We start from the raw sequence: 17,133 nt of genomic DNA on the forward strand, positions 1-17,133 counted from the left end.
TGGGCGGGCACTTCGTCAGGCTGTCCGAACCACTGAACGCAGGCGTCGCGTGCGTGGCGGGTCGACGCGCGGGGGAACGCGGGCGACGCGGGCGAGCGCGGGCTGTGCGGGCGCGTACCGATCCCGACCGGGCGTCGACCGCCCCGCGATCAGCCGCACTTCGCACGCGTGATGTCGCCGCGCGTACCGTCGCCGGCGCAGAAACGGCAAGACCGCACGGGATGCGGGTCCCGTGCGGTCGAGGAGGGGGGAACTTGGTCGGTCGACATCCGGCGATGCCGGAGCAGAACCGGAACGACGGCCGGTTCCCACCCGAGTGTGCCGACGGTCCTGCCGTGCGGCGGTGTCCGTACGCCGTGGTGTGCGGCCGGGGCGGGTGAACGCCCCCGGACCGCCCTGCGGCGCACCGGTGATGCGTGCGTGCCGCTCGATCACCTCGTTGAACCGCTCCGAAGGATCACTCCGTACGGAGCGGGCGGTGCCGAGCCCTCTCGGCCAGGACGGCGGGCCGGTCGAGAGGGCCGGGCGAGCGGCGCGGTAGCGGGCCGGTGGGAATCACCGGGCTCAGACGTCGAGCGTGCGCTCCGCGACGTCCCGGACGAACGCGTTCCACGCGCCGGGCACGAAGGAGATCGAGGGGCCCTCGGTCACCTTCGAGTCGCGGACCGCGATGGAGAGCGCGACGGGGGACTTGACCTCGACGCAGGCGCCGTTGCCGCCGGAGTACGAGGACTTGGTCCACATGTCCGTAGCACCCTGGATGATAGCCATGTTCACTCCGGTTTCGATGAGTTGATCGTGAGCCTCGCACCAGACTGCTTTCAGCTGGCGTGATCGACGCTACTCGCCAACTCGCCTGTCTGAAGATGCCGTTCACTCGACCGGATGGCAATTGCCAATGAACTCTTACCCGGTGAGGCGGCGACGGTGTATCGTGTCGCCGCCCCACGCGTCACATCGCTGCATGTCGCACATGACCCGCTATGGCGGGGTGGCCGGTTCGCGCCCCCCGGGATCAGGGGAATCGACCCGGTTCGGGCCGCTCAGTCGGTGTACTTCTTCGCGACCTCGCCGATGAACCGGCGGCTCTGCTCGACGTTGAGCGCCTGGGCCCGGAGGTGCTCGTACATGACGCTGTACCGCTGGACGTCGTTCGCCTTCTCCAGGTACAGGTCGCTCGTGACGCCCTCGATGTAGACCACGCTGGAATCGGCCGTGTCGGGGAACTCCAGGATGGCGTACTGCCCGTTGATCCCCGGATGCGCGCCCATGTCGAACGGCAGCACCTGCACGGTCACGTGCGGCAGCTGGGAGCAGGCGACGAGGTGCTCCAGCTGCTCGATCATCACCTGCTTGCCGCCGACCGTCCGGTGCAGCGCCGATTCGTCGATGACCACCCAGAGCCGCAACGGCCGTTCGGTGTCGTTGATCCGGTCCTGACGCCGGGCCCGGACGTTCACCCGCTTCTCGATGTCGGCCGGCGGCGCCTCGGGGAGGGCACCCGTGATCAGCGCCTCGGAGTACGCCCGCGTCTGGAGCAGACCCGGGACGACCTGGGGCTCGTAACCCCGCAGGGACTCGGCGTCGGTCTCCAGGCCGATGTAGACGCTGTACGGGATGTCGCCGAACGCGTGCCACCAGCCCTGCTGGCGCGAGTCCTTCGCCATCTGCATGAGGGAGTCGACGATCCGGTGATCCGCGACCTCGTAGACCCCGCAGAGGTCGCGGACGTCCCGCTGGCTGATGGAACGGCGGCCGTTCTCCAGCCGGCTGATCTTCGACTGCGAGACCAGCAGGCGGTCGGCGACCTCTTCCGCGGTCATGCCCTTGAGTTCGCGCAGGCGGCGCAATTCCTGGCCCAACCGACGTCGCCTGACGGTGGGATTGACGGTGGACGGCACGGAAACGGCACCTCCGGCTGTGTTGCTGTGCGTATCTACTTCTCAGCAGATTGCCACCCTTGGCCCTCGCTTCGCTGGGAAACGGGGAACGCAAGCACGCGGGGCAGCCGGAAGACCGGCTGCCCCGCGTGTGGTGCGGCTCCCGAACCGGGTCTTGGCGGACGTCGGAACGGCGGTATGGGATTGTCCGCGCGGTCTCCCGCGCAGTTCCGAAACGGTGCGCAGCGCGGATGTCCCGCGCGGCGCACCGCGGTTCGGCTCACTGCGTTCAGCTTGCCGCGGTCTGCGCCATGCTGCCGCGTCGTGCTTGCGGCTGCAAAGGCACTCCCGCTGCCTGCTGGTTGCGGCGGGGCTGTGCGCCCGCGCCGCTCTGGACGTCCATCACGGCATGCGCCACGAGGCCGCCCATCGGGTCGTGTCTGATCAGGTCCCGGAGGCGGGAGCGTGATGAACGCCCCTCGTTCCCCGGGTACAGGTGCTTGCCGAGTCCGACCGCGTGGGCCAGCGCGGCAAGCGCCGCGGTCCGCGGGTCCGGCGGTACGCCGGTGCGGATCGCACTGTCCAGCCGGGACTTGATGTCCCTGCTGACCGCCGTGTCCGTCGCTTGGTAGCGAGTCGTCGGCAGCACTCCGCACATCTGGCCCGCCACGGCATGCACCATGCCGCACCGCTCCAGATGAGCGAGATAGACCTGACGGAGCCCCAGTCGGGGTCCGCCGATCCAGTGGACCGCCCGTACCGGACTGCCACGTCTGCGCAGCAGTTCCAGTGCGGAGTCCAGTGTCGGATCTCCAGTCGGCCGTGGCATCACCACGGCGATACGATCCCCGTCAGGGGCTATCCGACCTGCCAGAGCCAGCTCCACTAGCTGTGCTCCGGCGAGGCCGAGGTCGAGCGACTGCGGCTGCGCCGTGGTACCCGTGGTCGGGTCCAGAGCGAGCAGCAAAAGCTCTTCCGGAATTGTTCTGCGGCTCCTGCCCATCCATGCCTCCCCGCGTGGATGAGTGACAGGGTGACCCCTCTCACAACTGTCTGTCGAGAGCGCCTGCCAGCTTTGTACGGGAACCAGTAGGTATGTCGTTCTCGTCTAGCAGCTGAAGGCAGGGTTCACACAGGACACTGGTACACGGTTCGGACAGCGGGGGCAGTCCCCGCAGCTTTAAGAGGAGGCATTGGTGGCGGGCGAGTCCCCCGGCAAGTCGGAACAGCGGACGTCCTCGGGGACGGCTCCGCAGGAACGCGACCCCCGGCTTTCCGTGTTCCGTGAACCCGCCGGTGCGAGCGACGACACCGTCGAAGACGCGGCCGACGGCGATAACGGTTCCGTCACGGACGGCACTTCCGGTCCGGACGGCGCCGCCGGCCCGGAAACGGAGTCCGCCCAGGAGCCGGCTCCGGAGTCCGGTACCGATTCCGCGTCCGGCGCGGACGAGGCCCCGGAGGACGGCCCGCGCCAGAACACCGCCACCGCGGTGTTCCGCGTCCCGGCCCCGGCCGCCGCGGCCGACGACGCCGAAGCGGAAGACGCGGACGCGCCGGAGGCGGACGCTCCGGAGGCGGACGCGGCGACGGACGCCACCGAGAGCGCCGAGCGGGCCGACGAGGCCGCCGAGGGCCCGGACGGGCCGGTGGAGGCCCCTGAGGGCCCCGCAGAGCCGTCCGGAGCCGATTCCGCTCGCTCCGGCGCGTCCGAGCCCGCCGTGAGCGCCCCGGGCGCCGACGCGGATGCGCCCGCCGACACCGACGAGAGTGAGGCGGCCCAGAGCGAGGCGGCCGGGGGCGAGGGTGACAAGCGGCTGCGCGCCGCGGTCGCCGCCTGGGTCGCCAAGGGCGACAGCGGCGCCGCGTCCGAGAAGGGCGCCGAGTCCGCCGAGTCCGCCGAGTCCGAGGCGGAGGAGAAGCCCGAGCCGGAGTCCGCGACGGACGAGAAGCCCGACGCGTCCGACGCGTCCGACGCGTCCGACGCGTCCGACGTGGACGAGAAGCCCGAGGCGGCCGAGGCCGGCGCCGCGGTGCCGCGTACCCGTGAGGAGGCCGAGCCCACCGAACCGGCGACGGCCGCCACGGACGCGGACACGTCCGGCGAGCCCACCGACGCCGACGCGCCCGCCGATGCCGATGCCGATGCCGAGACCGAGGCCGCCGAGGCCGGCAGTGGTGCTGCGGACGCCGACGGCACCGGTATCGACCAGCCCACCGCCGTGTTCAAGTCGGTCCGCCCCCGGATCGACCAGCCCACCACCGCGCTGAAGATCCCCCCGCGCGAGGCCCTGGCGAAGCGGGACCCGAAGACGGATCCGGAGAAGGGGAAGCCGGGGCCGGGTACGGGGGCCGGGGCGGACTCCGAGAGCCCCTCGGAGCGCACCAGCACCTTCGTACCGCTGCGCTCGGACGACGTACGACCGGTGGCGCCCGCGCCCCGGCGTACCGATCCGCAGGGCCCGGTCGTCGGTCCCACGGTCACGCCGGCCCTCGATACGCCCACCCCGGGCGAGCCCGACCGGACCCGGTCGCTGCCGCTGCCCCCGAAGCCGCCGCTGGACCTGCTCGCCGAGCTGACGAACACGCCTCCGCCGAAGGAGACCCCGGTACGCACGGCGGTCCGGCGGGTCAAGATCTGGACGCCGCTCGTCCTGCTCCTGCTGATCATCTTTGCAGCCGTACAGACGTTCAGGCCGCTGCCGGACCCCACCCTCGCGGTGACGACGACGCCGACCTACACGTTCGAGGGGGCCACCCCCGACCTGTCCTGGCCGGATCAGGGCCAGGGCTACATGGCGGCGACCGGCCTGGGCAAGGTCGGTTCGTTCGGGAAGCAGAAGCCGGTGCCGATCGCGAGTGTGGCCAAGGCCATGACCGCGTACATCGTGCTCAGGGACCACCCGATGAAGAAGGGTGAGGACGGGGAGTCGATCAAGGTCGACGCCAAGGGCGAGTCGGACGGCAAGCTCTCCAGCGAGGGCGAGTCCACGCTGGACACCGTCAAGGAGGGGGACGTGCTCACGCAGCGCGAGGCCCTCTCCGCGATCATGATCCCTTCGGCCAACAACATCGCGCGGCTGCTGGCCCGGTGGGACGCGGGCTCGGAGAAGGCGTTCGTCGACAAGATGAACGCCACCGCGAAAGAGCTCGGGATGACGAACACCACGTACACCGACCCCTCCGGGCTCAACGCCACCACGGTGAGCACCGCCGAGGACCTGGTGAAGCTCGGCGAGAAGCTGGTCGAGATCCCGGCGCTGATGGAGATCACCATCCTGCCGAGCTGGACCGACCCCACCGGCAAGCCCTGGCCCAACTACAACCGGCTGGTCCCCTTCAACGGGGCGCTCGGCATCAAGACGGGCTCGACCACGAAGGCGGGCGGCAATCTGCTCTTCGCGGCCCACAAGATGATCGACGGGACGGACCAGCTGATCGTCGGCGCGATCCTCGGCCAGTACGACAGCGTGTCGATCATCGACGAGGTCAACCGGGTCAGCAAGACGGTCATGCTGGCGACCGAGGACGCGCTCAAGGGCGCCACCGTCGTGAAGAAGGGCCAGGTCGTCGGGGTCGTCGACGACGGGCTCGGCACCACCACCGAGGTCGTCGCCACCCAGGACGTCAAGGCGGTCGGCTGGGGCGGTCTCACGGTGAAGCTGGAGCTCACCGACGACGGCAAGGCCATCCCGCACGAGGCTGCGGCCGGAACCCGGGTCGGCACGCTGACGGTCGGCGAGGGCACCAGCCAGGTGAAGGTCCCGGTCGCCCTGGCCCAGGACCTGAGCGAGCCCGGAATCGGAGCCAAGCTCTCCCGGATCGGCTGACGGCCGGTCCGGCCCGCGGGAAGAGGGACGGGGGGTGCCTATCCGGTGCCCCCCGTCCCTCTTCTGTCCGCTTGGTACGTGTTAGCGTCCCGGAACAGACCGAACAGACGAACAGACCGAACAGCGAACAGCCGGACAGCGAGCAGCGGCAAGCCGAACAAGCGGACAGCCGGACAGCCGGACAGGCCGAGCGGGCCGGACAGCTGGGGCCGGGCGACGGGCGGGCGCGGGGCGCGTCCCGCAGGACGCGCGGTCGCCGGGGACGCTCCGGACCGGCGGATGACGGGGAGAGCCGTAGTGACCACCGCGGAGCCGAGACCCGGCCGCGAGGCGGACAGCGAGAAGGACCGGAAGCCGGGGGAGGCCGACACCTTCGGCACCGACGACCCGACGGGCCCCGCGGAGCTCGCGGCGGCTGCGGATCTCGTCGCGGCGGCGGAACTGGTGACGTCGGCGGATCTCGTGGCGTCCCCGGAGCTCCTGCCGACCCAGCGCATCCCGGATGAAGCGGAAACACCGGACGAAGCGGAAGTACCGGGAGCACCGGAACCGCAGGCCGACCACCCGGAGGGCCAGGACCACCCGGAGGGCCAGGACCACCCGGAGGGCCAGGACCACCCGGAGGGCCCGGACCACCCGGGCACGGCCTCCGCCCCGGCCACGCTGGTCCGCCGGCTGGTGCGCCATCCCGTCACGATCGCGACGGCCGCCGCGGCGGTCACCCACGTCCTCTGGTTCTTCTTCTTCGCCAACAGCGGCGGCGACATCGCGGCGCAGGACGCCTGGGCCGAGTTCGTCGGCCAGCACCCCGGTACCGCGTACAACCTCGCCTGGTACGGGGGCATGCACCCCGTCTCGTACAGCGTGGTCTCGCCGTACCTGATGTCCGTCATCGGCGTCCGCTCCACGATGATGCTCGCGGGCACCGTCTCCGCCGGGCTGACCGCGATGATCCTGGTACGGGTCAAGGCCGTGCGGAACCCGCTCGTCTGCTCGCTCGCCGGGGTCTTCGCGTACCTGTGCAACGCGCTGTCGGGGCGGGTGACGTTCGGGCTCGGCATGATGTTCGCGGTCGGGGCCGTCGCCGCCGTCTTCTGCTGGCCGTACCGCTGGCGGTACCGGCGCTGGGCGAAGGCGGCCGTCGCCGCCCCGCTCGCCGGGCTCGCCACCGCCTCCAGCCCGGTCGCCGGACTCTTCCTGGGCGTGGTGGCCGCCGCGCTCTTCCTGCACAAGCGGCGCCCCGGCGCGTACGCCATCGGGCTGCCGCCGGTGGCGGTGGTCGGGCTCTCCTCGTGGCTGTTCCCGTTCTCCGGCACCCAGCCGATGTCGGTGGGGACGCTGTCGCTGCCGTTCGTCTACGCGGTGTTCGTGTTCGTGCTCGTGCCCCGCGACTGGAAGACGGTCCGCACCGCGTCCGCCGTCTACGGCCTGGGCACGCTCGCCACCTACTTCGTGGACTCCCAGATCGGCTCCAACATCACGCGCATGGCGATGCTCTTCGCCGGCGTCGTGCTGCTGGCCGCCCTGCCGTTCACCGCGCCGCGCACCCGTCGTTGGTACGCCCTGGTGATCGCGATCGTCGGCCTCAACGTCTGGATCGGCTTCAAGAGCGTCGCCGACATCGTCCGTACCGCGCCCACCGCCTCCTGGGCGCGCGCTCTCGCGCCGCTGGTCAACGAGCTCCAGGTGGTCGACGCGACCAGGGGCCGTATCGAGGTCGTCCCCGCGAGCAGCCACCGCGAGGCCTCGGCCCTCGCGCCGTACGTCAACCTCGCCCGGGGCTGGAACCGCCAGGCCGACATGAAGCGCAACCCGCTCTTCTACGACGACACCCTCGACGCGGCCAACTACCGCGAGTGGCTCGACCGCTGGGCCGTCCACTACGTCGTCCTGCCCAAGGGCAACCCGGACAGCGGGGCCGCCCAGGAGGCCGCCCTGGTCGGCGACGGGCTGCCGTACCTGAAGCCGATCTGGGCCGACGCCAACTGGAAGCTGTACCGGGTCGAAGACCCGATGCCGCTCGCCGACCCGCCCGCCACCGTCCTGAACTTCGAGGCCGACGAGATCACGATCCGGGTCCCGGAGGCGGGCCGCGTGCTCATCCGGGTGCCCTACACGCGCTGGCTCTCCCTCGTGGACGAGAAGGGCAAGGGCCTGGACCGCCCCCAGGAGACGGCTGAGTCCAAGGAGCGCACCAAGGAGGACGGCGACGCTCCGAAGACCTTCGACAACGTCAACGGGTGCCTTCTGGAGGTCGACGAGGAGACCCACGAGGACCAGTGGACCGAACTGGTCGCGCCGAAGGCGGGCGTCTACAAGCTGGCCGCGCCGTACCGTTTCAGCCCTGGCACCCCTTGCCCGGAGGAGCTGCGCTGACGCGTGGTTCCCGTGGGAGCCGAGCCCCGGACCTCACGAAGGCGCCGTCCCGGGCGGCGTCCAGCGCCGCCACCGGCCCGGCGGCCCGGAGCACGACGTCCAGTGCGCGCTCCGGGTCGGCGGCGTAGCGGCCGCTCGCCCAGGCGGCGTTCGCCTCGATCACGCTCCAGTCGCCGTCCGCGTCCTGCCCGACGTCCACGACGATCGCGGAGGGCAGCGAGTCCGCGGTGGCGGCCAGCAGATCCGCGCCGAAGGCCAGGGCGTCCGGCGACGGCTCCGCGAGCAGGAGACGGCCGCGCTCGGCGTACCGGCTCGCGGTGTGCACGGACCCGTCGAGGACGTACAGCCGGTACTCGGAGACGTACGACAGCACCTCGCTGACCAGCACCGGCGTCTCCGGTTCGACCGCGTCGGGGCCGGGCAGCCGGGAGCCGTCCGTGTACACGAGAGCCGGGATGCTCTTGTCGTTGGGCGACTTCACGAACACCGGCCTGCGCAGCCCGTACGCCTCCCGGATCGGCATCGCCCGGATCTCGCGGCGGGTGAATCGCATCGGCAGCCCCGCCAGCCAGTCGGCCGGGGCCTCCAGCGGGGCGATCCCGAACACCGGCGCCACCGCGTCGGCGAAGCCGGGCCCGGCGTGCAGATGCGCGATGCCGTACGCCGACTCCCGCAGCGCCTGCGGTATCCGCGTCCCGCCCGGCTCCACGGTCCGCAGCCCACGCCGCACCGCCGCTGCGGACAGCGTCCGCGCGGAAGCGGTGAGCCGGGGCGGCAGCACGAGGACGGGACGGCGGTCGGGGCGGTCTGGGTGGTCGGTGCGCTCGCGGGGGGCTTGTCCAGTCGTCATGACCACGAGCGTGGGGTACGGGCAGGGGCGGGGCCCAGCGGTTTTCGCGGGGCGCTTCCGAGTGTCCTCATGGTCGCGGGTTTCCGCAGGTGGCACGGGGTTCGGGCAGTCGTCGGGGCCTGGCGCGGAATACGGTTGCGGCGGCCCCGCTCAGCCGATTCGATCGGCTCATGCTCTCCGACGAAGATCTTGTACGGGCCCTGGTCGCCGCGCAGTTCCCGCAGTGGACCGGGCTCCCCGTCCGCCGGACCGGGTCCCACGGCACGGTGAACGCCATCTACCGGCTCGGCGGAGCGATGGCGGTACGGCTCCCGCTCGCCGAGGGAGGCGCGCGGGACGTGGAGAAGGAGCACCACTGGCTGCCCCGGCTGGCCGAACACCTTCCCGTACCGATCCCCGCCCCGCTCGCCCAGGGCGCTCCGGGGGAGGGGTACCCGTGGAGCTGGTCGGTGTGCCGCTGGCTCGAAGGGGAGCCGCTGAACCGGTGGTTGGGCGGCGAGGGGGCCGAACCCGTCGCGGATGGCGGGGGCGAGCCGCCGGACGGTGGTGAACTCGCCTCGGATCTGGCGCAGTTCATCGCCGCGCTGCGCCGCGTGGACCCGGTCGGAGCCCCGCCCGCGTACCGCGGTGAACCGCTCGCCGCCCGGGACGACGCCACCCGGCGGACGATCGGGAGCCTGCGCGAAGTCCTGGACGAGGTCTCCGGCTCCGGTGATGGGTCGGGCTCCGGCGGCGGCTCGGGTGCGGAGGCCGCCCTGACCGTCTGGGAGGCGGCGTTGCGGGCCCCTGAACCGGACGGGCCGGGGGTCTGGTCCCACGGAGACCTCCAGCCCGGCAACATCCTCGTCAAGGAGGGCAGGCTCGGCGCCGTCATCGACTTCGGCTGCATGGGCCTCGCCGATCCGGCACTCGATCTGATGGCCGCCTGGTACCTGCTCCCCGCCGCCGCCCGCCCCCGGTTCCGTACCGCAATGGGCGCCGACGAGGCGACCTGGTGCCGGGCCCGGGGCTGGGCCCTGACCGTCGCCCTCCCCGAACTCGCCCACTACCGCACCACCAACCCGGTGATGGCGAGCAACGCACGCCGTGTGCTGGGGGAGTTGATGGCCGAGGAGCTGAAGTAGGCAGTGTTCCGGCCCGGCATCACCGGGGGTCGCGGCGACCTCTGTGGATCAGCCGGTTCCGACTTTCGGGAACGCACGCTCCATGGCAGCGCGTACTCCGGCCAGCTCGCACTTCCACCGGCCACTCTTCAGGACCGCGCCGTCCCACACGGCCACTGGTACGCCGTCCTCTACGCAGTAGCCATAGACCTGGTCCGTGACACTCTGCGTGAAGAGGCGGTCGTAGTGGAAGGAACCCTCGAAGGCCAGCCACGCGATCCCCTCCACTTCGGCAGCCGCCCGCCGCAGGCACTCCTGCAAGTACGGGACGAAGTCGTGGTCGCTGTCGGCGAACGTGAGGTCGTACGCCTGCACCACCCCTCGTCGCCCATCGGGATCCGGGTCCAGCCGGAACACCTTGACGTTGTCCGGCTTCATGCCGGCCACCTCGAAATCGCCCGGCTGAAGGGTGGAGTCGGATGCCCCGAGCGTGAACAGGAGGATGACCGCAAGGCCGCTCCAGCTGATGGCCTCTTCGATGTCGGTCACGGGCGTTTCCATGTCGCCATTCTCTGCGAACCCGGGACCTCCGAGCCGGACCATGCCTGCTGGGGCCTGTGGCCCCACAGGACAGGGCATCGCCTGTGCGCTGGGGCGGCGGCTGCGATCGGTGCCGGTCGTCGCGGTTACTGACGTTCTCCGCACCGAATGCCGGCACGTGCGACGTGGATGCGTCACCCGCCTGCCCGGCGTCGGTCCGCGCCGGTCATCGCGACGATCCGGGTGTCCTCGGAGAGCCGGGACACGATCCGTTCGCCGAGGGCGGTGCTGAGGTCGGGGCCGGTGGGGCGGCCGTGTTCGTCGTGGGGTGCGCGGGCGGGCAGGTTGCTGGTGCAGAGGCTGGGCCGACAGGCGTTGTACCGCTCGTTGATGAGCCGGTACGTCACCTCCTCCGTCCACTCGCCGGCCTTCGCGGACCCGAGGTCGTCCAGGAGCAGCAGCGGGACGCGGCAGAGGCGGCGCAGCTCCTCCTCGGTGCCCCGCTCCGAGCCCTTGGGCCGCAGGCGGCCGTACACGTCGGCGGTGGTGATCGCGATGACCTCGTACGTACGCGGACCGGCCTCGGCGATGCGGCGGAGCGCGCCGTACGCCTCGTACGTCTTGCCGGTGCCGGTCGTACCGGTGAGGAGCAGCGACCCGGCGGACTCCGGGTCGGCGGCCACGGCGTCCGCCCACTGCTGGACGGGGAGGAGCGTGGCGTCGGCCCGCCGGTAGCGGGGCGGTGTCGTGGTCGCCCAGCGGCCGAGTGTCCAGGCGGCGCGACGACGGTGGTGGTACTCGGGGTGGCCGGGCTCGTCGGGTACGTGCCCGTCGGCGACGGGCCCCGGGCCGACGCCCTGCCGTTGCTTCTCGGTGATGCCGCCCATGATGTGGGCGAGGGCGGACGGGCCGAGCGCGCCGATGGTGGTGGGTTCCATGGACGGGTCGGCCGGGTTGGTGTACGGCTGCCAGCCGCCGGACACGGGAGCGGCGGGAACGGTGGGTGAAGCAGGCTGCGCGGGGCGTGCGAGCTGCCGGGGCAGTGCGGCGCGGGGCTCGGCAACGGAGGTAACTCGCGCCAGCCGGGCAGGAAGTACTTCGCGAAGCTGATCTCCCGGGCGTTCGCCTGCCGTTGGGCGAAGGCGGCGAGAGCCGGGACGCCGGTGCGCTTGACGAGGGCCTCGACGACGGACCACTCGGAGGCCGAGAGGTTCCAGCGTACGAGGACCCCGCCGGTGGTGAGCGCGTCGACCAACGCGCGGGCGCCGGTGGGGATCTCGGGGCCGAGGTCGACGGGGTCGGGCGCTCCGGCTTGCTCGCTCTCACTCCTGGTAGGAGTGGTCTGGTTGAGGGGTCCGGATTGCGGACCCCTTGAGGTCTCGATATCGGACCCCTCCGGTCCGGATTCAGGACCCTTGGCCCTTTCCGTACCGGTCCGAGTTCCGGACCCCTGCTTGCACTCAGGGGTCTCGTTCCCGGACCGGTAGCTGTTGCCCACCGGTCTCGTTGCCGGACCCCTGGCTGTCGGCGCAGAGCGCACATGGCCCACAGCGAGGGGAAGTTGGTAGGTGGCTGCTCGGCTTCCGGCAGCTGGAGCCACGATCATCAGTTCGCCGGAGGAAAGGGCGGAGTCGACTGCCTTGACGACCGAGGACCGGGCAGCGTACACGCGGGAAACGAGCTCGGCCGTGCCCATCTGGGCCGTGCAGTCAGGCCCTATGGCCTTGTCGGCCACCGCGAGCATCACCAGACGGACGTTCCCCTTCGTCTGGGAGTGGGTCCACACCCAGTGCATGGCGTCGATGGTCACGCGGTCCTTCTTCCGTGCGGTCGTGTCACGCGGCGAACCGTGGTCTCAGGCGCGGCTGAGAACGGACCCAGGGCGGGTTGGCCCATTCGACAAACGGAACCGCGCAAGCCGTCAAGGCTCAATGATTGAGCTAACTGAGAACGGGAGGTCGGGAGACTAGGGTGACTCATGGGGCAACGGTAAGCCTTAAGGGCCCAATTGCGCAATCGCGAAGCCTACTTGTTGAGCTATGTGGCGTGGGGGGGCGCGTATGTTCATGGGGTGGACGATTGAGCCTCGGAGTGAGCTGCTCACGCCTCGCACCTGGCCTATTCGTGAGCGTGCGAAGGCGTCGACGGGTGATCGGCGCGGGGTCCCGCTGATGAGGCATGATGGGCGCCCATGGACCACTGGGCAGGCTTGGGCGACGCCTTCAAAGCTGCACGCGCCACGCTGAAGCTGACACAGAGCGACATCATGGAAGCGCTCGACGTCTCGCGTGCCACGGTGCAGAACGTGGAGAGGGGTAAGGCCTTCACCCGCCCGACCTCCACACACCGTGCCTACGCCCGGCTCGTCGGCTGGACCGAAGGCAGCGTCGACCAGGTGCTGGCCGGGGGCGAGCCGACCCCTGCAGCCGCCGCTACGCCGGGCGGCAAGGGGCCGGGCGGGCGCGTTCCTGACGATCTACCGCTCCACATTGCTGAGGAACTGGCGTCGGGGCGCCTGCTCGATACTGCGGTGATCCGGATGCCCGGCGGCGGACAGGCCGTTGTTGTCGCGCGCGGCAGGGAGGGTGGGTCGCCCGAGGAGCTTCAGGCGTCGCTGGAGGCGTGGCGGCTGATCCTGCCCCAACTCCAGGAGCTCGGCGAGCGAGCCGGCGGGCCCGGCAGGGTCGCGTAGGCCAGATTTGCGGAAGTGGGTTCGCAAGGCGACCCGCGCCATTGCCGGTTGTCCTCTCCGGCCCTGGGCGCGGCCGGAGGGTGCAAGCGTCCGCAGGGAGGAATGCCTGGGCAAGTCCACGGTCTGGAAGCGCTCTTGCCCTCTACTCTGACAGCGACGAGCTGTTCAGAGAGGGGTAAAGCCATGTCGTTCGATGCCGGCCCGGACTCGTCCGCGGACCCGATCGCCTTCGGTCAGCGGCTTCAGATCCTCCGCACCAGGAGGGGCGTGACCCGCGAGCAACTCGGCGGGCTGATGGGGCGATCCGCGTCCTGGGTGAAGGGGATCGAGACCGGGCGCCGAGGCGTACCGCGCCTGGAGGTCATCCTCCGTCTCGCCGAGGTCCTCCGGGTCCAGAGTCTCTCCGACCTCACCGGAAACCAGACCGCACCCGTGGCCCTCTTCACCGGGCCGGGACACGCCAGGCTCCCTGCCGTGCGTGCTGCCGTGGACGAATTCCCGATCAGCAGGCCCGAGGCCGCCGCACCGGCGCCCAAGCATCTCTCCGCCCGCCTTGCCCGGGCATGGGCCGCCCGGCACACGTCGCCGAACCACCGGGACGTGATCGGCGCACTGCTGCCCGACCTGATCCGGGACGCGCAGGCCGTCGTACGGCAGGCCGAGACGGCCAGCAACTGGCGGGCGGCGCAGGCGACTCTTGCCGAGGTGTACGCCCTCTGCCAGTTCTTCGTCTCGTACCAGCCCGACGCCGCCCTGGTGTGGCGGGTCGCCGAGCGAGGAATGATCGCGGCGCAGCAGTCCGAGGACGGGCACGCGATCGGCGTCGCCGCATGGCTGTCCGCGCAGGCGCACCGGGACCGCGCGCACTACGACGCGGCCGAACACGTGGTGGGCGAGGCGCTCCGCCACCTTGAGCCCCTCCTCCCGGACGGCACAGAGCCGGTGCGGGCCATCGCCGGAGCGCTCCGCTTCGAAGCCGGGTACACGGCCGCGCGTCGGGGCGAGACCGGTACGGCCTGGCGGCACTGGGACGAGGCGCGCCAGGTCGCCGACCGGCTGCCGGAGACGTACTTCCACCCGGTGACCAGCTTCAGCCGGGCGATCATGGGCGCGCACGCCGTGACCGTCGCCGTCGAGCTGCACGCCGGCGGGGAATCCGTCCGCCAGGCGGCAGCCTCGGACGCCATGGCCATCCCGTCCCGGCCGCGCCGGGCCCGCCACCGCATCGAGCAGGCGCGCGGCTACCAGCTCAACGGGCAGCCGGACGTCGCCCTGGCCACCCTGGCACAGGCGCACGAGGCAGCCCCGGAGACGATCCGCTACAACGGCTACGCGAAGAGGATCGTGCTGGAGGAAACTCAGGCGAAGTCGCCGAACCGGCGCCGCCGGGCCTCCGCCCTCGCGGTGCAACTCGGTCTGCTCGCCGCCTGATCGAGGGGGTGCACTCCGCGCCCCTGGTTCCTCGCATCCGCCCCCACCCTTGTGTGACCTGCCCGCGCGATCACACAGAGGTGAGCGGATGAGCCATCGAGAGTGCACGTACTGTCCCGAACCCGGAGCGGACATCTGCGTGCGGATACACGTCACGGGCGTCGGGTCGGGCACGACCGTGTACGCGCACGCCGCCTGCGCGGAGCAGCACGGAGTACCGGCTCTCTACCGACTCCTGCCCGAGGCGGAGAGGGCGGTGGCCCGATGACGAGTCCCGCCGAGCAGCCCATGGTTGCCGCTGCCGCTGCCGCTGCCGCTGCCGTCGTCGCCGCCGCAGGGGAGCAGGCGTACCGCGCCTGGTTGGCGCACACCGCGACATGCGCCACATGCCGGGTCAGCGCCGCCTGCCCCACCTCGGTACGACTCGGCCGCGCCTGGCGGAAGGCCCGCCGGTGACGTTTCCCCGCATCTGCGTCGACTGCGACCGGACGATTACCGGCAACGCGATCGTCGCCGCCGAGGGCCACTCCGCCTCCGGCGCCCGCCCCGACGCGTACGCGCACCCGCCGGGCGATCCGGAATGCACGGCCCGGCGGGTGGCACCGTCGCTGCTGCACCGGGTGCTCGACGCGAGTCCGCCGACTTCCCGCCGCTGACGTCGCCGGCCCGCCGTCGTCGGCCGCTCACCGCTTCGGTGGGGGCGGACGACGCGGCGGGCCCGGGTGCGTCGGCGGCCGGACGTCGTACTGCGGTCGCGGGCCGTGCCGGGGCTGCTCAACCGGTGTGGGACACCACGGCATCGATGAGCTGCGGCCAGAGTTCTCGCGGGCGGTCGTGGCCCATGTCGGGGATCAGGAGGAGTTCGGCGCCGGGCACGAGCTCCGCCGTGCGTCGTCCGCCGCTGGGGTCGATCAGCGTGTCGTCCAAGCCGTGGATCACCAGCGTCGGCACCCGCAGTTCGCGGAGTGCCTCCGCGCGTGAACCACTGAGGACCATCGCGCCGAGCTGCCGCCCGTTCCCCGCGGGGTAGTAGGAGCGGTCGTAACTCGCGGCGGCCTGTTCACGCAGCACCGCCGCGTCAACGTAGCGCTTGGAAGCCCAGACCAACTCCTTCTCCGCCGCCGCCACGTATCCCTCGCGGTCCGCGGGCTTCGGAGTGGACACCACCGCCTGGGCCTCCGGAGTGGACCTGCCGTACTCGCTCTCGCCGGTCGAGGACATCATCGACGTCAGGGTCAGCACCCGGTCCGGGGCGGAGAGGGCCATCGTCTGGGCGATCATCCCGCCCATCGAGGTGCCGACCACATGGGCGCGTTCGATGCCGAGCGCGGTGAGCAGGCCGAGGCCGTCGTCCGCCATGTCGCTGAGCCGGTAGGGAACCATCGCGAGGGCGGTCGGAATGTCACCCGAGCTGACGGCAGCGATGAACCGGCCCACGTCGACCGGATGATCGTCGAACTTCGAGGACAGCCCGCAGTCGCGGTTGTCGTACCTGATCACATGGCGGCCACGGTCCGCCAGCGCCCGGCAGAAGTCCTCGTGCCAGGCGAGCATCTGCGCACCGAAACCCATCACGAGCAGGACGGGTGGGTCACCGGGGTCACCGAAGCACTCGTACGCGAGGGAAACTTCGGGGGACACGGCAATGATCGGCATACCCGGAGCCTGCCATGTCCGAGGGGTCGGGCGCACCCGAAAATCCGCCGCTTGACCTGCGCCTTTACCCGGACGTAGGGGTGTTGGCCGGACGGCCGACCGCCGAGGGGGCTGCGGTCACTCGTGCTCGGGGCAACGACGAAGGGCCAGGCCGGAGCTTGTGCCCCGGCCTGGCCCTCAGCCGTACATCGGCGTTCGTGAAGCTGTGCCCCCGGCAGGATTCGAACCTGCGACACCCACTTTAGGAGAGTGGTGCTCTATCCCCTGAGCTACGAAGGCGGGGGTCGGACAGAACCTTGGACGGACCCACTGAGTGGATCTTTCCCCGGTCGGGTCGAACCTCCTGGTCACCGGTGCTACGACGTGTTCGCGCCCCGGATTCGGAGCGTGCACCGCGCCGTGGCGGTTGGTGACCTCTGACAGGGTAGCGGATGCGGTCCGCGCGGGAGGCCGGGTATGCGGGTGCAGGGTGAAGAGAGGGTCCGAGGCGACGCTCACCCGCGCATGTACGGGTCGACGGGAGCGCTGGTCCGGCAGGGGGTGTCGGAGGGCGGAGGCGGAAGCCCGTTCTGGAGCCTCTACTCCGATGCGTGGTGCTTCCTTCGTCGGCGACGAGCCGACGCGGACCGCGCTGCCGCGAGAGGCGGCCACGCTCCGGCGCGGCGCCGGTCATCCAGATTCCCGCGATCGTCGTCTCCGGACGAACGGTGGTGGCAGGGCGCGGCATCAGATCCTCCGATGCTGCCCCGGACGCTACGAATAGGACCCGTGATGT

The 17,133-nt window shown here is 71.2% G+C and carries 15 protein-coding genes and 1 tRNA gene; 8 read left to right on the plus strand and 8 right to left on the minus strand.

What is annotated here, in order from left to right; all coding sequences use genetic code 11:
- Positions 1–564: 564 nt before the first annotated feature.
- The 3 genes from OHA55_RS18550 to OHA55_RS18560 form a co-directional block, all read right to left on the minus strand.
- Positions 565–771, minus strand: a complete 207-nt coding sequence (locus OHA55_RS18550) for a DUF397 domain-containing protein (RefSeq protein WP_266707713.1) — start codon at positions 769–771, stop codon at positions 565–567.
- Between the two features lie 272 nt (positions 772–1,043).
- A complete protein-coding gene (locus OHA55_RS18555; protein WP_266707715.1) occupies positions 1,044–1,901 on the minus strand; it encodes a helix-turn-helix transcriptional regulator in 858 nt (285 codons plus the stop codon).
- 268 nt (positions 1,902–2,169) lie between these two features.
- Complete coding sequence (locus tag OHA55_RS18560) at positions 2,170–2,883, minus strand: GPP34 family phosphoprotein (protein WP_266707717.1); 714 nt, start codon at positions 2,881–2,883, stop codon at positions 2,170–2,172.
- Positions 2,884–3,076: 193 nt separating this feature from the next.
- On the opposite strand from OHA55_RS18560, the gene OHA55_RS18565 reads away from it, so the two are divergent.
- Both OHA55_RS18565 and OHA55_RS18570 read left to right on the plus strand, forming a co-directional pair.
- On the plus strand, positions 3,077–5,710 hold the full coding sequence (locus OHA55_RS18565) for a D-alanyl-D-alanine carboxypeptidase (RefSeq protein WP_266707719.1): 2,634 nt from the start codon (positions 3,077–3,079) through the stop codon (positions 5,708–5,710).
- Positions 5,711–6,007: 297 nt separating this feature from the next.
- On the plus strand, positions 6,008–8,086 hold the full coding sequence (locus OHA55_RS18570) for an MFS transporter (RefSeq protein WP_266707721.1): 2,079 nt from the start codon (positions 6,008–6,010) through the stop codon (positions 8,084–8,086).
- Here OHA55_RS18570 and OHA55_RS18575 read toward each other — a convergent pair.
- Positions 8,049–8,936 carry an ATP-grasp domain-containing protein gene (locus tag OHA55_RS18575; protein ID WP_266707722.1) on the minus strand — a complete coding sequence of 296 codons (888 nt, stop codon included), beginning with the start codon at positions 8,934–8,936 and terminating at the stop codon, positions 8,049–8,051. The genes OHA55_RS18570 and OHA55_RS18575 overlap by 38 nt on opposite strands.
- A gap of 170 nt (positions 8,937–9,106) precedes the next feature.
- Between OHA55_RS18575 and OHA55_RS18580 the strand changes: the two genes are divergently transcribed.
- Entirely contained in the window at positions 9,107–10,060 is a 954-nt protein-coding gene (locus OHA55_RS18580; protein WP_266707724.1) for an aminoglycoside phosphotransferase family protein, read from the plus strand.
- A 48-nt stretch (positions 10,061–10,108) separates the two neighbouring features.
- Here OHA55_RS18580 and OHA55_RS18585 read toward each other — a convergent pair whose 3' ends face one another.
- The gene (locus tag OHA55_RS18585; RefSeq protein ID WP_266707726.1) at positions 10,109–10,588 is read right to left on the minus strand and encodes a hypothetical protein; all 480 of its coding nucleotides are present in this window, start codon (positions 10,586–10,588) and stop codon (positions 10,109–10,111) included.
- A gap of 185 nt (positions 10,589–10,773) precedes the next feature.
- The gene (locus OHA55_RS18590; protein WP_266707728.1) at positions 10,774–11,562 is read right to left on the minus strand and encodes an ATP-binding protein; all 789 of its coding nucleotides are present in this window, start codon (positions 11,560–11,562) and stop codon (positions 10,774–10,776) included.
- Between the two features lie 1,208 nt (positions 11,563–12,770).
- Between OHA55_RS18590 and OHA55_RS18595 the strand changes: the two genes are divergently transcribed.
- From OHA55_RS18595 to OHA55_RS18615, 5 genes are all read left to right on the plus strand, one after another.
- Positions 12,771–13,271 (plus strand): helix-turn-helix transcriptional regulator, encoded by a 501-nt coding sequence (locus OHA55_RS18595; protein ID WP_266707730.1) that lies wholly within the window; start codon positions 12,771–12,773, stop codon positions 13,269–13,271.
- Positions 13,272–13,454: 183 nt separating this feature from the next.
- Positions 13,455–14,702 (plus strand): helix-turn-helix transcriptional regulator, encoded by a 1,248-nt coding sequence (locus OHA55_RS18600; RefSeq protein ID WP_266707732.1) that lies wholly within the window; start codon positions 13,455–13,457, stop codon positions 14,700–14,702.
- A gap of 88 nt (positions 14,703–14,790) precedes the next feature.
- Positions 14,791–14,970: a hypothetical protein gene (locus OHA55_RS18605; protein WP_266707734.1), complete on the plus strand. Its 180-nt coding sequence runs from the start codon at positions 14,791–14,793 to the stop codon at positions 14,968–14,970.
- Entirely contained in the window at positions 14,967–15,158 is a 192-nt protein-coding gene (locus OHA55_RS18610) for a hypothetical protein (protein WP_266707736.1), read from the plus strand. Before OHA55_RS18605 ends, OHA55_RS18610 begins: the two co-directional genes overlap by 4 nt.
- Positions 15,155–15,358 carry a hypothetical protein gene (locus tag OHA55_RS18615; RefSeq protein ID WP_266707738.1) on the plus strand — a complete coding sequence of 68 codons (204 nt, stop codon included), beginning with the start codon at positions 15,155–15,157 and terminating at the stop codon, positions 15,356–15,358. Before OHA55_RS18610 ends, OHA55_RS18615 begins: the two co-directional genes overlap by 4 nt.
- 118 nt (positions 15,359–15,476) lie before the next feature.
- Here the strand turns inward: OHA55_RS18615 and OHA55_RS18620 are convergent, their stop codons facing one another.
- Positions 15,477–16,358, minus strand: a complete 882-nt coding sequence (locus OHA55_RS18620) for an alpha/beta fold hydrolase (protein ID WP_266707740.1) — start codon at positions 16,356–16,358, stop codon at positions 15,477–15,479.
- Between the two features lie 206 nt (positions 16,359–16,564).
- Positions 16,565–16,637 (minus strand) — tRNA-Arg (locus tag OHA55_RS18625).
- Positions 16,638–17,133: the final 496 nt, after the last annotated feature.

Source organism: Streptomyces sp. NBC_00102, from assembly GCF_026343115.1.
Lineage (GTDB): Bacteria > Actinomycetota > Actinomycetes > Streptomycetales > Streptomycetaceae > Streptomyces.